The organism is Streptosporangium sp. H16 (assembly GCF_051918855.1).
Taxonomy (GTDB): domain Bacteria; phylum Actinomycetota; class Actinomycetes; order Streptosporangiales; family Streptosporangiaceae; genus Streptosporangium.
Genome location: NZ_JBPXMD010000009.1, coordinates 72,895 through 87,164, shown reverse-complemented (window position 1 = coordinate 87,164; position 14,270 = coordinate 72,895). Strand labels below are relative to the sequence as shown.

14 protein-coding genes are annotated in these 14,270 nt (G+C 72.6%); 6 read left to right on the top strand and 8 right to left on the bottom strand.

The window, feature by feature from the left end; translation table 11 throughout:
• Positions 1–130: 130 nt before the first annotated feature.
• Positions 131–613 carry a DUF1003 domain-containing protein gene (locus ACTOQ2_RS17170; RefSeq protein ID WP_440100541.1) on the bottom strand — a complete coding sequence of 161 codons (483 nt, stop codon included), beginning with the start codon at positions 611–613 and terminating at the stop codon, positions 131–133.
• Positions 603–1,847 carry a magnesium transporter MgtE N-terminal domain-containing protein gene (locus tag ACTOQ2_RS17165; protein WP_440100540.1) on the bottom strand — a complete coding sequence of 415 codons (1,245 nt, stop codon included), beginning with the start codon at positions 1,845–1,847 and terminating at the stop codon, positions 603–605. The genes ACTOQ2_RS17170 and ACTOQ2_RS17165 overlap by 11 nt, the downstream gene beginning before the upstream one ends.
• A 139-nt stretch (positions 1,848–1,986) precedes the next feature.
• Between ACTOQ2_RS17165 and ACTOQ2_RS17160 the strand changes: the two genes are divergently transcribed.
• Positions 1,987–2,937, top strand: a complete 951-nt coding sequence (locus tag ACTOQ2_RS17160; protein ID WP_440100539.1) for an EamA family transporter — start codon at positions 1,987–1,989, stop codon at positions 2,935–2,937.
• Positions 2,938–3,069: 132 nt separating this feature from the next.
• On the opposite strand, the gene ACTOQ2_RS17155 is transcribed toward ACTOQ2_RS17160, so the two are convergent.
• Together ACTOQ2_RS17155 and ACTOQ2_RS17150 are read right to left on the bottom strand one after the other, a co-directional pair.
• Complete coding sequence (locus ACTOQ2_RS17155; protein ID WP_440100537.1) at positions 3,070–3,432, bottom strand: hypothetical protein; 363 nt, start codon at positions 3,430–3,432, stop codon at positions 3,070–3,072.
• A gap of 60 nt (positions 3,433–3,492) precedes the next feature.
• Positions 3,493–4,068 carry a biotin transporter BioY gene (locus tag ACTOQ2_RS17150; RefSeq protein WP_440100536.1) on the bottom strand — a complete coding sequence of 192 codons (576 nt, stop codon included), beginning with the start codon at positions 4,066–4,068 and terminating at the stop codon, positions 3,493–3,495.
• A gap of 162 nt (positions 4,069–4,230) precedes the next feature.
• Between ACTOQ2_RS17150 and ACTOQ2_RS17145 the strand changes: the two genes are divergently transcribed.
• Positions 4,231–5,172, top strand: coding sequence for an HpcH/HpaI aldolase/citrate lyase family protein (locus tag ACTOQ2_RS17145; protein ID WP_440100535.1), 942 nt, complete (start codon positions 4,231–4,233; stop codon positions 5,170–5,172).
• On the opposite strand, the gene ACTOQ2_RS17140 is transcribed toward ACTOQ2_RS17145, so the two are convergent.
• Entirely contained in the window at positions 5,162–5,728 is a 567-nt protein-coding gene (locus tag ACTOQ2_RS17140) for a DUF6529 family protein (RefSeq protein ID WP_362685373.1), read from the bottom strand. The two genes, ACTOQ2_RS17145 and ACTOQ2_RS17140, sit on opposite strands and share 11 nt — an antisense overlap.
• Positions 5,728–6,396, bottom strand: coding sequence for a hypothetical protein (locus ACTOQ2_RS17135; protein WP_440100534.1), 669 nt, complete (start codon positions 6,394–6,396; stop codon positions 5,728–5,730). Before ACTOQ2_RS17135 ends, ACTOQ2_RS17140 begins: the two co-directional genes overlap by 1 nt.
• Positions 6,397–7,035: 639 nt before the next feature.
• Here ACTOQ2_RS17135 and ACTOQ2_RS17130 point away from each other — a divergent pair.
• Positions 7,036–10,287 (top strand): hypothetical protein, encoded by a 3,252-nt coding sequence (locus tag ACTOQ2_RS17130; RefSeq protein WP_440100533.1) that lies wholly within the window; start codon positions 7,036–7,038, stop codon positions 10,285–10,287.
• Between the two features lie 105 nt (positions 10,288–10,392).
• On the opposite strand, the gene ACTOQ2_RS17125 is transcribed toward ACTOQ2_RS17130, so the two are convergent.
• Entirely contained in the window at positions 10,393–10,791 is a 399-nt protein-coding gene (locus tag ACTOQ2_RS17125; RefSeq protein ID WP_440100532.1) for an NUDIX hydrolase, read from the bottom strand.
• A gap of 17 nt (positions 10,792–10,808) precedes the next feature.
• Between ACTOQ2_RS17125 and ACTOQ2_RS17120 the strand changes: the two genes are divergently transcribed.
• From ACTOQ2_RS17120 to ACTOQ2_RS17110, 3 genes are all read left to right on the top strand, one after another.
• Positions 10,809–11,507 carry a DUF6758 family protein gene (locus ACTOQ2_RS17120; protein ID WP_440100531.1) on the top strand — a complete coding sequence of 233 codons (699 nt, stop codon included), beginning with the start codon at positions 10,809–10,811 and terminating at the stop codon, positions 11,505–11,507.
• Positions 11,508–11,618: 111 nt separating this feature from the next.
• Positions 11,619–12,341, top strand: coding sequence for an MBL fold metallo-hydrolase (locus ACTOQ2_RS17115; RefSeq protein ID WP_362685388.1), 723 nt, complete (start codon positions 11,619–11,621; stop codon positions 12,339–12,341).
• Positions 12,342–13,250, top strand: a complete 909-nt coding sequence (locus tag ACTOQ2_RS17110) for a RecB family exonuclease (protein ID WP_440100530.1) — start codon at positions 12,342–12,344, stop codon at positions 13,248–13,250. It begins immediately after the preceding gene.
• Positions 13,251–13,325: 75 nt separating this feature from the next.
• Here the strand turns inward: ACTOQ2_RS17110 and ACTOQ2_RS17105 are convergent, their stop codons facing one another.
• Positions 13,326–14,234: an oxygenase MpaB family protein gene (locus tag ACTOQ2_RS17105; protein WP_440100529.1), complete on the bottom strand. Its 909-nt coding sequence runs from the start codon at positions 14,232–14,234 to the stop codon at positions 13,326–13,328.
• Positions 14,235–14,270 lie beyond the last annotated feature (36 nt).

The window sequence follows — 14,270 nt, the reverse complement described above, 5'->3', positions numbered from 1 at the left end:
CGATCCTCGGGAGGCCCGCGGGGGGTGAGCCGGGTATCCCGCCCGGCTCACCCCCCGTCCCGTGTCACCGGGTACGGGCTCAGCCCGCGCGTCCGCCTGGCGGGAGGGGCCGGGCCGCCCGACCCCCGGCTCACGACTCCACGGACTCCTGGGGCTCCTGGAGGTCCTCCTGCAGGCGTTGCAGCTCCGAGCGGATGTAGTCGCGGGTCGCCACCTCGCCGAGCGCCATCCGCAGGGCGGCGATCTCCCGGGTGAGGTAGTCCAGGTCGGCCTGGTTGCGCTCCGCCGCCCTGCGGTCGTGCTCGTTCTGGACCCGGTCGCGGTCGTCCTGCCGGTTCTGGGCGAGCAGGATCAGCGGCGCCGCGTACGAGGCCTGGAGCGACAGGATCAGCGTCAGGAAGATGAACGGGTAGGGATCGAACTTCATCGACTGGGGGGCGAAAGCGTTCCACAGGACCCAGATGGCGACGAAACCCGTCATGTAGACCAGGAACCTGGCGGTGCCGAGGAAGCGGGCGATCCGCTCCGACAGCCGCCCGAACGCCTCGGGGTCGTAGTGGGGGCGCAACCGCAGGCCGGGCTGCCTGGGCTGGTCGAGGCGGTCAGGCATCATCGCCCTCCCTCGGCCGGTCGTCCTGCTCGCGCCAGTCTTCCGGCAGCAGGTGGTCGAGTACGTCGTCCACGGTGACGGCGCCGACCAGGCGGCCCGCCTCGTTCACCACGGGAGCCGCGACGAGGTTGTAGTTGGCCAGGTAGGAGGTCACCTGGTTCAGGCTGAACCCCGGCCTGATCGGGTCCAGGGAGGTGTCCAGGATGCCGCCGAGCAGGGTCGAGGGCGGCTCGCGCAGCAGCCGCTGGAAGTGGGCCAGGCCGAGGAAGCGGCCGGTGGGCGTCTCGACGGGCGGCCGGGCCACGTAGACCTGCGCGGCCACCGCCGGGGTGAGCTCGCGCTGGCGGATGCTGGCCAGCGCCTCGGCGACCGTCGCGCTCGGGGGCAGGACCACCGGCTCGCTCGTCATCATCCCGCCCGCCGTGTTCTCGGGGTAGATCAGCAGCCGCCTGACGGGTGCGGCCTCCTCGGGCTCCATGAGCGCCATCAGCGCCTCGGCCTGCTCGGCGGGGAGATCCTGGAGCAGGTCGGCCGCGTCGTCGGGGTTCATCTCCTCCAGCACGTCCGCGGCCCGCTCGGGGGCGAGCCTGCTCAGGATGCCGATCTGGTCCCGTTCGGGAAGCTCCTCCAGCACGTCCGCGAGCCGTACGTCGTCGAGGGCCGCCGCCACCTCGACCCGCCGCTTGTCGGGCAGTTCGTGCAGGGCCCCGGCCAGGTCGGCGGCACGCATCGACTCGAAGGCGACCAGCAGGTTGGCTGCGCCCTGGTCCTTCTGGACGGCGCCGAAGCCGCGGACCTCACCCCAGTCGACGATCTTGGTCGCGCCGCGCCGGCGCAGTCCGATGCCGGGGGGACCCCCGACCACCGCGACCTTGGTGATCAGCCACTCGGAGCCTCTCGTCTCCTCCATGGCCAGGTCCAGGACCGTCATCCGCTCGCCGTCGACCTGCACGCCGAGGTCGAGCAGCTCGGCGATGGCCAGGGTCTCGGTCGCCCGCTGCTCGAACCTGCGCATGTTGAGCTGGCCGCTGAAGACGACGGCACCGGCCTTGACCGACCGTATCCGGGTGATCGGCAGGAAGACCCTGCGCCGGGGCTGCACCTCGACGACCAGCCCGTGCACGTGCGGCGGCGTGCTGCCGGCGATGGCCACCACCACGTCGCGGACCCGGCCGATCTGGTCCCCGGCGGGGTCGAAGACCGGGGTGCCGGCGAGACGCGCGATGAAGATCCTCACATCTGAAGCGTAGGCCGCATCTCGGGCCGACCGGTCGCTGCCACGCACCCCGGCTCACGATCCGGAATCGGCTTGCTGTCCGATATCTCGACATGCCAGCATCAAACGTGCTTAACGGTAATTACAGAAACGGTGGGTCATGAGACGTGCAGGACTGCTGATCGCGCTCGCGTCCTCCCTGTGCTTCGCCTTCTCGGGACCCATGGCCAAATACCTGGGCGCGGCGGGACTGGCCCCGCTGGAGGCGGTCTGGGTCCGCATGGCGGGCGCCGGGCTGCTGCTCGTCGGCATCCTCGCGGTCGCCCGGCCCTCGGCGCTGCGCATCCCCCGCTCGCGGCTGCCGTTCCTCCTGGCGTACGCGATGATCGCGGTCGCCGGTGTGCAGGCGCTGTTCTTCGCGGCGATCACCCGGCTGCCGGTCGGCGTCACCCTGCTGATCGAGTACACCTCGCCGGTGGTGGTGGTGCTCTGGGTGCGGTTCGTCCGGCGGGTACGGCTGCCGCGGGCGGCCTTCGTCGGTGCCGTCGTCGCCGTGGTCGGGCTCGGCATCGTGGTGGAGGTCTGGTCGGGTCTCGCCCTCGACCCGGTGGGACTGCTGCTCGCCTTCGCCGCGATGACGGGCTGCGCCGGATACTTCCTGCTCAGCGACAGCTTCGGCGACGACGTCGACCCGCTCGGCCTGATCGCCTGGGGCCTGCTCGGCGCCGCCGTGGCGCTCCTGCCGATCTCCCGGCCGTGGAACATCCCCTGGGGGGCGCTCAGCGGGACCGCCACCCCCGAGGGCGGCCACACGCTGCCGGTCGTCGGGGCGCTGGTCTGGCTGATCGTGGTCGCCACGGCCGCCGCCTACATCCTCGGCGTTCTCGCGATCCGCCGCCTGTCGGCCGCCATCGGCTCCACGGTCGCCTCGCTGGAGGTCATCGCCGGGGCGGTGGTCGCCTGGATCCTGCTGGGCGAGGCGCTCGGGCCCTTCCAGGTCGCGGGCGGGGCGATCGTCCTGGTCGGCGCCTACCTGGCCCAGCGGGCCACGGCCGCGCTGCCGGCGCCCGCACCCGTGCGAGAGACCGGGGAACCGGCTCCCGTGGGGTGAACCGGGATAAGCCGGGGTGGACCGGGAGGAGCCGGCATGCCGGGATGAGGCGGTGTGGACCGGGATGAGCCGGGATGAGCGTCGCCGGATGGGCCCGGCGGCCGGCGGGGTCGTGCCGGAAGGCGGCGGCGGTCAGGCGGGTTCGCGAGGGACCAGGCGTATCACCTTGGAGGCCGCCGCCCAGCGCTCCAGGAGCCTCGTGCCGTCGGGGGCGTTGAGCCGTTCCTTGGCGAGCGCCGCGACCGCGTCGAGGGCCTTCGCCTGGTCCACCACCTCCACGGAGGCCTCGAAGGCCACCAGGTGCCCGCCGTTGTCCTTGCTGCGCAGCGTCACCCGTACCTCCCCGGCCTCGGCCAGCCCCGGCAGCGGCTGCTCGCCCCCGCCGGTGACCAGGTAGATCGCGCCGTCGTGCCAGGTGTGCCAGGCCAGCCGGGGCCGGTCCAGCGACAGCCACAGGACGCTCGACTTCTTCGCGCCCTCCTCGATCACACCCATGAGACGAATGTACGGCCTGTGCCTCCCCGAATGGCGGTACAGGCCATACACGCCGCGAGGTCAGCGTCGCGAGAGCCTCCAGGCCGCCGGGAGCAGCCCCGCCGCGACGACGATCTTGAGGGCGTCGCCCAGCAGGAAGGGCACCACGCCCAGGGCGAGGCCGGTGGCGAGATCCACCTGGGCGACGGCGACGAGGACCGGCAGGCCGAAGGCGTAGATGACCAGGTTGCCGAGGATCATCGTGCCGATCGTGCGCGGGACGGTGCGGTCACCGCCGCGCTCGGCGAGCTTGCCGACGACGGCCGCCGCGGCGATGAAGCCGATGACGTACCCGAAGGACGCTCCGCCGAAGCCGGAGGCGCCGTCGGCGAACCACGGCACGCCCGCGACACCGGCCAGCATGTAGAGCGCCATGCTCAGCACCGCGCGGTTCATGCCGAGGGCGGCGCCGACCAGCACGACCGCGAAGGTCTGGCCGCTGACCGGCACCGGCGAGCCGGGCAGCGGGAAGCTGAGCTGCGCCGCCAGGCCCGTCAGGGCGGCGCCACCGGCCACGAGCGCGACGTCGCGGACGCGGGAGGCCGGGATGAGGTCGGACAGTACGGCGGGCCTGGCCACCGAAGAAGCGTTTGCCATGGTGCGTGTCTCCTTTGGCAGATTCTTGATGTCCATTCTTCTGACATCTCCGGCAAGGGTCCTACGAGATCATCGCCAAGAACGAAGCGGGGTCTTTGTGCGGACGCCATAACGTCCGTCCGGTCTGTCGTCCGTCCCCCGACGGGCGTTAGCGTGTTCCCCATGCGTTCCCGACGATCGTGCCTCGCGGTGCCCGGCAGCAACCCCAGATTCCTGGAGAAGGCGCAGGGGCTCCCCGCCGACGAGGTCTTCCTCGACCTGGAGGACTCCGTCGCGCCGCTCGCCAAGGAGGGCGCGCGCAAGAACATCGTGGCCGCCCTGCGCGAGGGCGACTGGTCGGGCAGGACGAGGGTCGTCAGGGTCAACGACCTCGGCACCCAGTGGACCTACCGGGACGTCATCGAGGTCGTGGAGGGCGCGGGGGAGTTCGTCGACTGCCTGATGCTGCCCAAGGTGGAGGACGCGGCCCAGGTGATGTGGCTCGACACGCTGCTCACCCAGATCGAGAGGGCGAACGGCCTCCCGGTCGGCCGGATCGGCATCGAGGCCCAGATCGAGAACGCCAGGGGCCTGGTCAACGTGGACGCCATCGGCGGAGCGTCCCCGCGCCTGGAGGCGCTCGTGTTCGGCCCGGCCGACTTCATGGCCTCGATCAACATGCGGACCCTGGTGGTCGGGGAGCAGCCGCCCGGCTACACCGAGGGCGACGCCTACCACTACATCCTGATGCGGATTTTGATGGCCGCCAGGACACACGACCTGCAGGCCATCGACGGCCCGTACCTGGCGATCAGGGACCTGGACGGCTTCCGCCGCGTGGCGGGGCGGGCCGCGGCGCTCGGATTCGACGGGAAGTGGGTGCTGCACCCCTCCCAGATCGAGATCGCGAACGAGGTGTTCTCGCCGTCGCAGGAGGACTATGACCACGCCGAGCTGATCCTCGACGCGTACGAGTACTACACGACGGTCGAGAGGCGCGGCGCGGTCATGCTCGGCGACGAGATGATCGACGAGGCGTCCAGGAAGATGGCGCTGGTGGTCGCGGCGAAGGGCAGGGCCGCAGGTCTGCGGCGCACCACGGCCTTCACCCCGCCTACAACTTGACCCCGATGGTGGTGAAGAACCAGAACGACGAGGTCAGCCAGAGGCCGGTCAGGGCGACGAAGGTCAGCCCGCCGAGGACCGGGAGGGTCCAGCCGGGCAGGCCCCGCTTGGGCAGCGACAGCATCTTCGCGGTGAAGACACCGTAGAAGAAGCAGCCGAGCAGCGAGTGGATCATCACGCGCGGCACGTCGAACTGGGTGCCCAGCGCGTACAGGCAGTGGAGCGCCACCGGGATCGTCAGGATGAACGCCACCCGCCCCGACCAGCGGTGCAGGGTCCCGATCCACGGCACGTCCAGCTTGATCCGGCCCCACATGACCAGTGCGGAGAAGAGCTGGACCAGTGCCAGCAGGAACGCGCCGGTGGTGAGCCAGGCCTTCATGGCCAGCGCCCCGGAGAATCCGGCCAGGCCGATCGCGTACCCGGTGGGCGCGTGGACCCGCCCGTAGACGCCCAGCCCGACCGCGACCAGCCCGCCGACGACGAGCGGGACGAGGAGCGGCGCGAGGTTGTTCGGCTGCCGGTGCTGGACAGGTGTGATCTGCGTGTCACTCATCAGAACCCCTCGATGAACTCGTCGACGTCCTGCGGATCGACCTCCACGCCGTTCACGACGGCGTTCTCGCCCGGCTCTGGGATCGGCACGTCGGCGACCTTGTCGCCCACGAGGGTGAGGCCGACCCTGGTGCCGTCGTCGAGGTAGATCCATCCGGCGCGGACGTTCGCGCCGCGGACGAGCGCGGTCGCCCGGTAGAGGCCGGAGGGCTTCTTCACGGTCGGAGCCTTGAAGCTCCACTTCCTGCCGTCGAAACCGAGGCTCCCCGCGGCCCTGCCGCCACCGAGCTGGGCGGTGAGCGAGGCGCCGTGGCGACCGGACAGGGTGACCTTGCCGTCGGCGGCCTTGCCCTTCATCCAGGCCTCGATCTTGCCGTCGCAGAAGTAGCCGACCGCCTTGCCGTTCCTGATGGAGATGGCGATCAGCCCGCCGTTGCCGGTGACCCGCCCGGCGTAGTCGGCCTTGACGGGGGTGGGCTTGGCCGTCTTGACGACCTCCGGCTCCGGCGTCGGCGACGCCACCGTGGTGACCTGGGCCACCGGAGGGGGTGCGTCGTCCTGCGCGTTGACGGTCTGTGTGGTGGGTGAGGTGGTGGCGCTGGCCACGCCGAGGGCGACGGCCATCACCGCTCCTGCCGCCAGTGTGTATACGGGCCCCAGCCGTGTCATATCTGCTCCCTGGGGTGGTGGGTTGTGAAGTCAGGTGTACATGCCATCGTTCCGGGAGTCTGTGAACTAATCCGCACATGGGCGGACGAAGCCGGATTCTTCGCGGAGAACTTCTTGCCGAAGAGCTTGTCGCCGGAGGCGGGCCGCTGATGATCGTGGTGATTCGCGACTCTAGGCGGATCGAGGCGTCATTCAAGGCGGATTAACCGGAAAAGTTGTGACTGATGGCCGAAAAGGTCATGCCCCGCGACGCCGTGAGGGGGCGGGGCGGCCGGCGCCGAGGCGGTCTCGGGCCCGCCGGCCGTCCGGTCCCCGCGACAGAGGATTCAGGGGGATCTTCCAGTGGCTGATGTTTTTGAAATTTAAAGGATAAAACCCGACAATTCCGGCGCTCGGTTGATAAATCTGACTAGAGAGGTCTCGTCATCGCGGCCCGGACGTGTTGCTCTTGACTGTGTACGGACGGGGCCGGGTATCCGGCCGTGGGAGGTGATCGTTTCCGGAGAACGGGGTAGTAGTAGGGTCGCGTGCGATTTGCCGCATCCGTAGGGGTTGCGGCCTGCTGTTACGGAGACGACTGGAACGGTCCGGGGTGGTGACTCCGGGCTGGAACGGGCTTCCTGCAAGGAGGTGCTGAGCGTGGCCTCGGGCCCTCACGACCCGCGCTCGCAAGAGTGGCCGGCGGACGACGACGGCGTTCACGACGATGCTGTACACGAAGGCAGGTCCCAGGAGTCCCACACGTCCCCGCCGACGATCCAGCACTCCCCGCCGGGCCCCTCCGACGACGGGGCGCGAGGGCGCCCCATGGCCTCCCCGTGGATGCTCCCGCCGTTCGCGGCGCCCACCCCGGACGACAGCGAGCCGCCCCAGGCCCGCCCCGAGGGACTGGGCGGCGAGCGCCGCCGCCCGTACGCCCGCCCCTACGGCCCCGCACCCCAGCCTCCCGCCCGGCCCGCCGGACCGCCGCCCCCGCAGGAGCCTCCCGCCGGCCCTGCCGCCGCCTCTCCTCCGCCCGCGGAGGAGAGACCCGCGGGGCCGGGACGCCGCGCCACGCCCGAGCAGGGGCGGCCGCGCCTGGTGGACCGTCCGGACCTCCTGGTCGCCTCCGGGCCGGCCCCCGAGCGCAGGGGCAGGAGAAGGGCGGAGCGGCCCGATCTCCTGGTCGCCTCGGCACCCCCCCGAGAGCCGGCGAGGGACGAACGGACGGAGCCTCCGCCGCCACCCGCGCCCGAGGACCGGATCAGGGTCGAGCCGAGCATCGCGGCGACGCCGGAACCGGCCCCGGAACCCGGCCCAGAGCCCAGGGCGGAACCCGGAGCGCGGGCCAGGCCGGACACCGGTCCGGATCGCGGATCGGCGCCCGGCCCCGGACCTGAGTGGCCTGCCGGACCCGAGCGGTCCTCCGTGCCGGTCGAGGACGACTTCGAGCCCGTACGCCGGGTGGGGCGCCCGCCAGGCGGCAGGCCCGCCAGGCCCGACCTGCTCGTCGCGCAGGGCCCGCCCGACAGGCGGGGGCCGAACGGCGGGCGGCACCACCGCCCGGCCAGCGCGCCCTCCGCCGTGCGCCGTTCCACCCCGACCAGGCGCAGGCGCGGCCGGGGCCTGGTGATCCCGTTCCTGATGGTTTTGGTCCTCACCGTCGCGGTCGGCGGTGGCCTGGTCCTGTGGGGCTGGGTGAGCAGCCCGTTCGCCACCGGTCTCCGGCTGGTCGGCGACGAGGTGAGCTCGGGCGACGACAACTTCGTGCCGCAGGCAGGTGTCGGCGGCAACGGATCCAACCAGGTGCTCAACGCGGTGGCCTCGGTGGGCTCCGTCATGGTCGCGGTCGGCAGCGACACCACCAGCCCGGTCCCCAGACCGCTGTTCCTGGTCTCTCCCGACGGCGGCACGACCTGGCGGCTGGGCAAGGTGACCGGCTCGGAGGGATACGAGACGGGACCGACCACGGTGGGCCGGGTGGCGGGCGGCGACGGCCTCTGGCTGGCCGCGGGCAACGACCCCCTCGGCTCCGGGCACGGCCTGTGGACCAGCTCCGACGGCCAGACCTGGACCGCCGCCGACCCCGGCGAGCTGGGCGCCTTCACGCGCGGGGACAAGATCATGGATCTGGCCAGGACCGGCTCCGGGTTCGTCGCGGTCGGCGCGGCAGTACTGGACGACGGCACCACCGGGGCCGTCGCCTGGGTCTCACCGGACGGGCGTGCCTGGGACCGGGTGGAGACCCGCGAGATCGGCATGCCGGACAAGGTGCGCGGCATCAAGGCGGTCGTCGCCAGGGGGGACGCCGTCGTCGCGCTGGCCGACCCGGCCCAGGGCCAGTCCACCTCGGTCATCCTGCGCTCGGCCGACGGGGGCAGGAGCTGGCAGCGGACCGGCACCGCGCTCAACGACGTCATCCCGGAGCCGGGCGCGCTGGCCGTGGCCGCCGGCGGGTTCGTGCTCGTACCGACCCAGCAGCGCAGCGACAAGGGAGAGGTCCGCGTCTACTGCTCGCCCGAGGGCGCCGACTGGAAGGCCTGCGGCACCATCACCGGCCTGGGGCCCGAGGGCACGGGCGTCAAGCGCCTCGCCTCCTCCTCTGCGGGGGTGGCCGCGGTCGTCGAGTCGGGCTTCGAGCGCTACACCGTCCACACCAGCGAGGACGGCCGCGACTGGAGCAGGACCACCGACCTCGGCGAGGTGCCGGGCTCGCTGCGGGCACTCGCGCTGTCCGACACCGGCACGCTCGTCGTCGGCGGCGACGAGCGCGCCGCCGACGTGGACAACCGGGTGGTCCTCATCACCGCGCCCGAGGGCGGCGAGCCGAGGCCGGTGCCCCTGAGCGGGATCCAGGGTCTCGCCAGAGCGGCCCGCGAGACGGCCAGGGTGGCCGCGGGGGACGGCAGGTTCGTCGCGGTCGGCGCCGTCTCCGGCGACGCCGGGATCTGGAGCAGCGCGAGCGGCGAGGACTGGAAGGCCGGCGGCCCGGCGCAGCTCCTCGGCGGCCCCAGGCGACAGGCGCTCGCCGACGTCGCGCACGGCAGGCGGGGCTGGCTGGCCGCGGGCAGCACGATGACCGACGCCTCCTCCACCGAGCCGCTGCTGCTCACCTCCTCCGACGGCCAGAGCTGGCGCAGGGTGCCGGTGCTGGGTCCCCTCGCTCCGGCGGGCGACCACGACTTCCTCGCCCCGCACGCGGTGGCGGCGGGGCCGTCCGGCTACGTCATCGCGGGCGAGGACCGCGGACCCGCCGCCACCGTGCCCGTCCTGTGGTTCTCCACCGACCTCAAGCGCTACTCCAGGGCGGCCAAGCTTCCCGCGGGCGGTACGGGGGTGCGGCTGCACGACGTCTCGGCGACCTCGTCCGGGTACGTGGCGGTCGGCGGCACCGGCACGGCCGAGCGCGAGACCGGGGTGGTCTGGGTGTCGGCCGACGGGGTCAACTGGACCGCGCGCAAACCGGTCCTGCCCCCGGGGGCGACGTCCGCGGGCCTGCGGCACGTGGTCCTGTACGGCGGGTACGTCGTCGCGGCGGGCACGGCCAGGACCGAGGACGGCATGAAGGCCTTCGGCGCGGTGTCGGACGACAACGGGGCGAGCTGGGAGTTCTCCTGGTTCCCCGCGGACCGGGCGTCCGCCGTCCAGGACCTCGCCGCGACACCGGAGGGCGTGGTGGCCGTCGGCTGGCACGGGGCGCCGGGGGCCGGAGACAGCGCGGCCTGGACCTCGGAGGACGGGCTGAAGTGGCAGCGCCACACCCCGAGCCAGGGCGGCCTGGACGGCGAGGGCGCCCAGTGGCTCGGCGCGGTGGCGGTCTCCGGCGGCCAGGTCGTGGCCCTGGGCCGCTCCACCACCTACAGCGCGGACCACCTCACCCTGTGGCGTTCCACGCTCACCTCGTCGCGATGACCGGGAAGCACCGGGAAGCACCGGGAAGCACCGGGAAGCACCGGGAAGCACCGGGAACCGCGGTGCTCCACGCTCGCGGCGGTCCCGTGACCGGACCCCGTGAGCTCACCCGGGCGCGATGACCGCCCACTCGACCAGCGCGTCCAGCAGGCCCGGGGCGAGGGGGAGGCGCGCAAGCTCCTCGGGGGCGAACCAGCGGGCGTCCGCGGCGTCGTCCCCGGCGGCGAGCGTGCCACCGGAGACGACGGCGAGATAGTCGCGGATCTCGTAGACGACACCGCCGGGGCCGGGGCGGTCCACGGTCCCGGCCAGGAGCCCGGGGACGACCGTCAGGCCGGTCTCCTCGAGGACCTCCCTGGCGACCGCCTCGGGATCGGACTCCCCGGGTTCGACCCGCCCGCCGGGGATGGACCACAGGCCCTCACCGGGCGGCCGGCCACGGCGGACCAGAAGCATCCGCCCCGAGCCGTCAAGGATGATCGCTCCGACACAATTTACGCGCACATGGAAAAGATTACGTTGTGATAACGACCGGGCCTCTTGACGGATGGCCCGCCGAAGAAGCAGCGTGGGTAGTCGTGAAAGCCGCCCCTACGTGCCCACGGTGTTTCGGCCCGCTTCGTCCGCCGAGTGCTTGGTCAAGCTCCTGGAGATGCGGTCCCCACGGCGATGTCCTGCCGTTCCAGCCACCCAGACCTCCGTCCTCCGCCGCGGTGGAGGCCGTCACCCGAGGTTCCCGCGTACCCGTCTGGGTCCCCTGGCCGCTGCCCACGGGGTGGCTGGTCACGGGGTTCGGCGAGGTGGGCGACGAGCGCAGCGACGTGCGGGCCACCGTGGTCGCGCTCTCCGGTCCCTCGCTGACCCATGGTCCCGCCGACCTGCTGATCATCGCCGAGGAGCCCGGAGTGGGGCTCGGCGCGGCGTTCGCGGGGCTGGAGGGTACCGATCCGGGGACCGGGTTCGACACGGGCCCGCCGCACGCCAAGATCGCCGTCAGGGGCCATCCGGCCGCCCTGTGGTGCGTCACCGCCGCCCCCGACCGGGCCGTCTACGCGGGTGAGGCACTGGGAAACTGGCTCTGGGCGGTCGTGTGGCCGCCCGAGGCCGGTTACCTGATCACCCTGGCCGAGCTGTCCCTGCGCGACCTGCGCGACCAGGACCAGACCCTCGACCTGCCCTTCGGGGCGTTCTCCCCGCGTCTGGACGTCCCGGCACCCTGACACCGCCCGCGCACCCGCCCCTCCCGTCGCCCTCCCCGCCCGCTCCTTCTCCGGAGCCTTGACCCTCGCGTCCGAACCGGAGGGCGGGGGGAGGCAGTAAAGTTCGGAAGCGTGACAGCGCGTATCGAGCGAGTGGTGACCGAGGGCGTCGTCGATGTCGACGGCGTCGAGCACAAGGTCGAGAACAACACGTGGATCCTGGGTGACGACGAGGATGTCATCGTCATCGACGCCGCGCGCGACGCGGAGAAGATCCTGGAGAAGGTCGGCGAGCGTGAGGTGCTGGCGATCATCTGCACCCACGGCCTGCCCGACCACGTGGGCGCGGCCATCGAGGTCGCGGCCAGAGACGAGGCGGTGGTCGCACTCCACCCGAAGGACCGGCCACTGTGGCGGCTGACCTGGCCCGACACCTGGCCGGACATCGACATGGAGGACGAGGGCCTGTTCGAGGTCGGCGGCGTCCAGCTGGAGGTCATGTCCACCCCGGGCATCTCCCACGGCGGCGTGTCGCTGTACTGCGAGGCCCTGGACGTGGTCTTCACCGGCAAGACCCTCCAGGCCGACGGCCCCGGCAGGATCGGTGGTGAGTATCCCGCCCTGGCCGACCAGCTGACCGCCATCGGCGGGCGGCTGTTCACCCTGCCGCACCGCACCCGGGTGCTGCCCGCGCACGGCGAGGAGACGACCATCGGCGATCTGGAGCCCCAGTTCGACGCCTGGCTCTCCGGCTCGCTGACCCGCGGCCCCGAGGCGCCGGAAGAGGAGGGTCCGCTGACCGACGGCACGCGCGCGGCGGGAATCCGGCTGAATCCCCGGAACGACCTGCTGTAAATGGACCAGCTTCCCCTGGAGGGCATGCCGCGGCGGCTCTACGCCTGCACGCCGTCGCGGCTGAACAACTGGCTCGACTGCCCCCGCCGCTACCGGTTCACCTACCTGGACCGGCCCACGCCGCAGAAGGGCCCGCCGTGGGCCCACAACAGCGTGGGCGCCAGCGTGCACAACGCCCTGGCCGCCTGGTGGCGCGAGCCGTACGAGCGGCGCACGCCCGAGGTCGCGGCGAGCCTGCTCACCAGGGGATGGATCAACGAGGGTTTCCGCGACGCCGAGCAGTCGCGGACCTGGCGCGACCGGGCCGGGGAGATGGTCTCCGGATACGTGGCGAGCCTCGACCCGTCCGCCGAGCCGGTCGGCGTCGAGCGCACGGTCGCCACGCGCACCTCCGTCGTGGCGCTCTCCGGCCGCGTGGACCGGCTCGACCGGCGCGGCGAGGAGCTGGTCGTGGTCGACTACAAGACCGGCCGCCGCCCGCTGAGCACCGACGACGCCCGTTCCTCGCTCGCGCTGGCGATCTACGCCATCGCCTCCTCCCGGATGATGCGCCGCCCCTGCCACCGGGTCGAGCTGCACCACCTGCCGACCGCCTCGATCGTGGAGTGGGAGCACACCGACGAGTCGCTGGCCCGCCACCTGGGCCACGCCGAGGAGATCGCCGTCGAGGCCTCCGAGGCCGACGAGCGCTACAAGGAGTGGTCGGCCACCACCCGGCCCAGGGGGACCGCCCCGCCCAGGGCGCGCGGCGACGGCGACAGCACCCCGCCCGCGGTGCCCCCCGAGATCGACGCGGTCTTCCCGCCCCGTACGGGCCCGCTGTGCTCGTGGTGCGACTTCCGCCGCCACTGCCCCGAGGGCCAGGCCGCGGGCGACGACCGCGAGCCCTGGGCCGCCCTCGCCGACTGAGTCGCGAGACCTGCCCGACCGGGCCGGGGCCGCGGTCGCATTCGCGAGAGCGTTCCGTCAGTGCCGTCAGTGCCGTCAGGAGGGCCGGGACGGCCAGCGGCGCGGATCGGTCAGTCCCCTGAGCCCTCCCGCCATGTCGTAGCCCGCCGCGCCGAGCCGCTCGCGCGAGCGGGCGAGCATCTCGCGGGTGGCGGGCATGAACGCCCGGTCGTGGACGCGCTCGGGAAGCGTGTCCATGGCCAGCCGGAACGCCCTCAGCGCCGCGGTCACCGCGCCCGGCGGCACCTCGGGCAGCACGCCGTACATCCGCCTGGCCCAGCCGGGCAGCGCGTAGTAGCAGAGCGCCCCGAAGGGGAAGTAGGCGGGTTTGCCGGGGGTGAGGGCGCGCAGCCCGGCGGGCAGGCGCGGCCACATCAGGAAGCGGACCGTGGACACGGCCTCGGGGGTGACCCTCAGCAGCGGGCGTGTCGAGGCGAGGTAGTCGTCCAGCTCCGCCACGGAGCCGGGCACGTCCTCGGCGTGCAGACCGACATAGGTGGCGCTGCGGCGCTGCTCGGCCAGGTAGCGGTCGGCCTGGCGGTCGTTGAGCCCCAGGCCCGCCCGCCGTGCCACGGACAGGTAGGAGGAGACCTCCGCGCAGTGCACCCAGAGCAGCAGCTCCGGGTCGTCCACCCGGCGGACCCGGCCGGTGTCGGGGTCGTCGAAGCGCAGCCGCCGGTGGATCCCCCGGACGCGGCGGCCGATCTCGTCGGCCTCCGCGGGACTGCCGAAGGTGACCCTGCCCACGAAGTCCGCCGTACGGTGCAGCCTCCCGAACGGATCCCGCCGGAAGTCGGAGTTCTGCCAGACCCCGCGCATCGCGAGCGGGTGCAGGGCCTGGAGCATGAGGCCGCCGACCCCGCCGATCCACATGGAGCGGTCGATGTGCACCAGCCACGTCACGGTGTGCGGGGGCTGGACGACGATGTCCTCGATGCTCGCCATGGTCGGCACATGCTTACACGGCGGCCGGCGGCCCGT